The organism is Floridaenema fluviatile BLCC-F154 (assembly GCF_041929135.1).
Classification (GTDB): Bacteria; Cyanobacteriota; Cyanobacteriia; order Cyanobacteriales; family Aerosakkonemataceae; genus Floridanema; species Floridanema fluviatile.
Genome location: NZ_JBHFNS010000024.1, coordinates 1 through 5,243, shown reverse-complemented (window position 1 = coordinate 5,243; position 5,243 = coordinate 1). Strand labels below are relative to the sequence as shown.

The 5,243-nt window shown below is 41.3% G+C and carries 4 protein-coding genes; 1 reads left to right on the top strand and 3 read right to left on the bottom strand.

The genetic code is table 11. The annotated features are described in order from the left end of the window. Positions 1-169: 169 nt before the first annotated feature. Positions 170-3,025: a cation-translocating P-type ATPase gene (locus ACE1B6_RS06035; protein WP_413256344.1), complete on the bottom strand. Its 2,856-nt coding sequence runs from the start codon at positions 3,023-3,025 to the stop codon at positions 170-172. 508 nt (positions 3,026-3,533) lie between these two features. Continuing rightward, positions 3,534-3,998 carry a hypothetical protein gene (locus ACE1B6_RS06030; RefSeq protein WP_413256343.1) on the bottom strand — a complete coding sequence of 155 codons (465 nt, stop codon included), beginning with the start codon at positions 3,996-3,998 and terminating at the stop codon, positions 3,534-3,536. 243 nt (positions 3,999-4,241) lie between these two features. Between ACE1B6_RS06030 and radC the strand changes: the two genes are divergently transcribed. After that, positions 4,242-4,973 (top strand): RadC family protein, encoded by a 732-nt coding sequence (gene radC, locus ACE1B6_RS06025; RefSeq protein ID WP_413256342.1) that lies wholly within the window; start codon positions 4,242-4,244, stop codon positions 4,971-4,973. 62 nt (positions 4,974-5,035) lie between these two features. On the opposite strand, the gene ACE1B6_RS06020 is transcribed toward radC, so the two are convergent. Next, the coding region (locus ACE1B6_RS06020; protein WP_413256341.1) for a zinc ribbon domain-containing protein at positions 5,036-5,243 on the bottom strand (208 nt) is incomplete at its 5' end.

Sequence of the window (5,243 nt, the reverse complement as noted above, 5' to 3'; positions counted from 1 at the left end):
GTTGGTAGTTGAACAGACAAAATTACAACTATTGATTGTTCTTGACTCTTCCCAACTTATTTAAAAAACAATAAAAACTCTCTAACTTTCTAACTTTTTATATATTCTCTCCTCTGCCCCTCTGCCCCTCTACCCCTCTGCTCCTCTGCTCCTCTGCCCCTGGAGCGCCTTAACTTCTGGTTTTGCCAAACCAGCGGATGAACAGTTTTTCTAGTTCAATCCAAACGAACATTAACATACTAAAACCAAGACAAATCATTAATTCTCCGAAGTCGAGAACTTGGGTACCAAAGAACGCTCTTAAAGGTGGAACATAGATCAACATCAACTGCAAAATAGTGGTTAAAATCACCGCGCCCCAAACGTAGGGGTTAGTCATGGGATTTAATTCAATTGTTAGTTGAGTGTTGGAACGAATGGCGATCGCATGACCCATTTGCGCTAAACAAAGAGTAGTAAATACCATTGTTTTCCAACGATCGGGATCGCCATATCCTTGAGCATGAGTAAAAGCCCATTCCATCAGAATAATAGTGAGAATAGCAAAGATCACCCCAATTCTCACCATGTACCAACCTAAACCTCTAGCAAAGATACTTTCGCGAGGATTAAAAGGCGGACGTTTCATTACATTTGGTTCTGCTGGTTCTACCGCCAAAGCTAACGCAGGAACACCATCTGTTACTAAATTCATCCACAAAATTTGTAGCGGTGTTAAGGGTACTCCCCCCATTGGTAATATAATTGGTGCAGCGGCAATTGTCAGAACTTCCCCAATATTTGAACCGAGAATGTATTTAATAAAACGCCGAATGTTAGTGTAAACTACTCGTCCTTCTTCTGTAGCAGCAACAATAGTGGCGAAGTTATCATCTAACAACACCATATCGCTAGCTTCTTTACTAACATCTGTGCCAGTAATACCCATCGCAATACCAATGTCAGCTTGTTTTAAAGCGGGTGCATCGTTAACACCATCGCCTGTCATTGCGACAAATTTACCGCGATTTTGTAATGCTTGCACAATGCGTAATTTATGTTCGGGCGCAACACGAGCATAAATGGAAACTTGGTCTACTTCTTGTTCTAATTCCTGTTGACTGATTTTTTGTAATTCTTGACCAGTGAGAACTCGATCGCCTTCTTTAGCTATTCCTAAATCATGAGCGATCGCCCTAGCAGTCAACTGATGATCGCCAGTAATCATTACCGGACGAATTCCCGCATTTTTACATTTTGCCACCGCATCGCGCACTTCTGGTCTAGGTGCGTCGAGCATTCCTACTAAACCTAACCAAACTAATCCTTGTTCTAATTGATCTTCATTTAATTCTCCTGAAGGTTTGTTATCCATTGGTTTATAAGCAAACCCCAAAACCCGCAAACCTTTCCCCGCCATTTGGTTGTTTTTTTCCAGAACTTCTTGGCGCTGATTTTCTGTTAATTCCGCATTTTGCCAACCTTCTAAATAATAAGTACAACGTTGCAAAATTAACTCAGGAGAACCTTTACAAAACAGGATAAAATTAGCTGAATTTTCGATCAAAGATTCTGATTCATCTTTGACAATTACACTCATCCGTTTGCGTTCCGAAGAAAAAGGAATTTCCCCGACTCTCGGCATTTGTTGGTTGAGATTTTCTTTCTGAAAATTACCTTTACCCGCTAAAGTTAGTAAAGCACCTTCTGTGGGATCTCCTAAAATTTTCCAGTTGCCACCATTACTTCCCGGTGCATTATTTGCTTCACATTGTAATTCGGCATCATTACATTCCACACAAGCAAGTAATAGGGTTTGTAATTCTGGGTAATGATTGGCATTTACTGATTTACCTTCTAAGATAAACTCGCCTTCAGGAGTGTAACCTTCGCCAGTAACTTGGAATTTCTGCTTAACTGTTGCTACCTGTTGCACGACCATTTTATTTTGGGTCAAAGTGCCCGTTTTGTCGGAACAAATAGTAGTTACAGAACCCAATGTTTCCACCGCTGGTAATTTCCGAATTAAGGCATTTCGCCGTACCATCCGCTGTGTTCCTAAAGCTAAGGTTACGGTAATTACTGCTGGTAAACCTTCCGGTACTACCGCAACTGCCATACTTAAAGAAACTTCTACTAAGGAAATAAAAGTAGCAAAATTCCAACCTGTGCGGATTAAACCGACTAAGATTACTACAGCTACTAGTACCAGAGAACCAGTTACTAAAACATTACCTAGCTGAGACATTCTTTGTTGCAAAGGTGTGGGTTCGCTTTCCACTGATTGCAACATTTCGGCAATGCGTCCTAGTTCGGTTTTCATTCCCGTATTAGTAACTAGAACTTTGGCACGACCTTGGACAACTTCTGTACCTTGAAATACTAAGTTAATTCGATCGCCTAACGGAGTATCTTCACCTAAATGTAAGTCTGCTTCCTTTTCGACAGCGTGTGCTTCTCCGGTTAATGCTGCTTCCCGAATTTGCAAATTTGACTCTTCAATTAACCTGCCATCTGCTGCTACTTGTACTCCTGCTTCTAACAGCATGATATCGCCCGGAACTAATTCCTTGGCGCTAACTTCTAAAGTCCTGCGATCGCGAACGATCCGCACTTTCGGCGAAGACATTTTTTTCAAGGCGGCGAGTGCTTTTTCGGCGCGACTTTCTTGCAGATAACCTAATACGCCGTTGAGAATTACAATTAACAGAATCGCGATCGTATCTTTAAATGGTACTTCCCCTGGTTTTAAGTCTCCCTGTTGTAATTTAACAATATCCAAGAAACCCGAAACAAAAGCTACCCCAATCAGCATTAATAACATAATGTTCTTAAACTGATCGAGTAAGATATCCCAAGAATTACGTCCGGCGGTTTCTTCTAGTTCATTTGAGCCATATTTGTGCAATCGTTCTTTTACTTGTTCGTTAGTTAAACCAGTATTGCGATCGCTATCTAAAACCCGCAAACTTTTCTCAATATCTAAACTATGCCAAGCTTCGCCAGTTTCCGCTGCGGCACTCGCAGTTTTAGCAGTTTTTACTATCTCTTGCTTTTGTTTCTTTCTAGATTGCACAATTCCAGCTACCCAGAAAGCTGCACCCAAAATTAAACAAATGATAGGTAGAAAATTTATTAATTGAGCTAATCCAGAATTAATGACAATCCCACCATCTGGCGATCCTAAAATGCACTGCTGGCTAGTTGTTGTACAGTTAATACTTCCCGAAATAAAGAAAGCAATTAATCCGATCGAACCAAACAGTACCGCCGTTAACAATAAACCCGATTTTTTCACTATTTACCTCTCTGTTTTGACATTTCAATGGGATCGCAACTTACCCGAATCAGAGCATTTATAACGTAAGTGATTCCTTCTGATTCCAGCGATATTTTAATTTTGACGGCAAATTTTGTCAGTTAAATAATCATAGCTAACAACTGGCGGAGGAGCGAGTATTTGGGGTTTCCAGTTTTGCATATTGAAACTTTTAAAGATTTCGTGGGAGCCAAGAAAAAGCCAAACTTGTTAATAAGCTTAGTTTAGCGAAAACTTACGCTAGCGGAACAATTACAGGCAAAGCTTCGGGAGTTACCTGGAATTTAGCCGGAGTATAGGTAATAATCTTGCCATCCGTATTGATAGGGTAAGGTTTGCCAGTGTGAATTTCCATTTCCTGACCGGACAAAGTACGCACACCGGGCAAATTTCCCTGCTTTCCCCGTATAATTGCGGGAAAGAGCCGAAAAATTTGCCCCCAGTGGCGAGTTTCCAAGCTGTAAAGGTCTAATTTACAGTCTTCAATTGTTGCGTCATCATCAACAACCATACCACCACCCACAACTACCAAATCAACTTGATGGCGATACTGACGAATCAAGTGTGATATTTGTCGTGGTTGCTCGGTACTTGCTTCTAAAAGCTCAAAGTTTTGTTGCAATTGCTTGACAGCCTCAAAGAAGCTTTCTTGACCTCGCCGAGAAAAACGATTGATTAATAGCAAGGCTCGACGACTCATCAATTTCCGTCAACTTAATTACATACTTTCCAAATCCAGCATATTATTTTTTTCCAAACTCTCACAATGGAAAATTAAGCAGTCATATATTAAGCAGACTCAATGAATAGTGGCAGAGATATCGGCAAAAATACGGTAATTACTTAATTAAGAAAATATTGGCAAAAATACTGGTCATTTTTGCCAAAAAATAGGAGATAACTAAATTTAATTCTCTTAATTTTCTCAGTTTCGGTGTCATCTATGACCTATAGTTTGAGAGTCACGGATATTCCCATTAGTGAACGTCCACGAGAACGTTTGCTCGCAAATGGCGCAAAACATTTGACCACAGCTGAATTGATGGCAATTTTATTAGGTACAGGTCAAGGTGCGGGGAAACTTTCTGCGATCGGTCTAGGTCAACATATCCTACAACAACTAAGCCAACATGGGCGAGATCCCTTAGTCATATTACGAGATGTCACCCCAGCTGAATTAATGAAAATTCCCGGAATCGGCCCAGCCAAAGCAACAACAATTCTAGCAGCGATCGAACTCGGAAAAAGAGCCTTCGCCACCCGCCCACTAGAACGCACCCTAATCGACAGCCCCGTAGCCGCCGCCGCCACCCTCAGCCATGAACTAATGTGGCAACCCCAAGAAAGATTCGCCGTAATACTACTAGATGTCAAAAACCGTTTATTAGGCACACAAGTCCTAACTATCGGCACAGCCACCGAAACATTAGCCCATCCAGGCGAAATTTTCCGCGAAGTAATTCGCCAAGGCGCAACTAAAGTAATAGTCGCCCATAATCACCCTTCAGGAAGCATGGAACCAAGCCAAACAGACATTAACTTAACCTCCCAACTATTACAAGGAGCCCAATTTTTAAACGTTCCCATATTAGACCACTTAATCTTAGGAAACGGCGAACATCTAAGCCTACGAGAAACCACCAACCTCTGGGAACTCTACCCCCAACCCGAATAAACCGTAGAATACGTTAATAACCTAACAACCATCCTAAACCGTTCTGCAAAAACTACTCAAATCTACCTAAGTAGACTGATGTTTGCTTCCTGCTTCGTAGAATCCTTAATAGCAGCGCCATTAAGTTGGTTAGATTCTCCACAGGCTAACCCCGTCGAACTGACGGTTAAAGGATAATCAATATCTGGATGCCAGTTTTCTAGATTGATACTGGCGTTAAGATCTCGCTCAATTTCCACCCCACAATTGCCACACTTAAAAGTTCTTTTT

Excerpts from the sequence above, each read along its gene's own strand:
- ACE1B6_RS06030 (WP_413256343.1), bottom strand. The coding sequence starts at position 3,998 with ATGAGTCGTCGAGCCTTGCTATTAATCAATCGTTTTTCTCGGCGAGGT.
- radC (WP_413256342.1), top strand. The coding sequence starts at position 4,242 with ATGACCTATAGTTTGAGAGTCACGGATATTCCCATTAGTGAACGTCCA.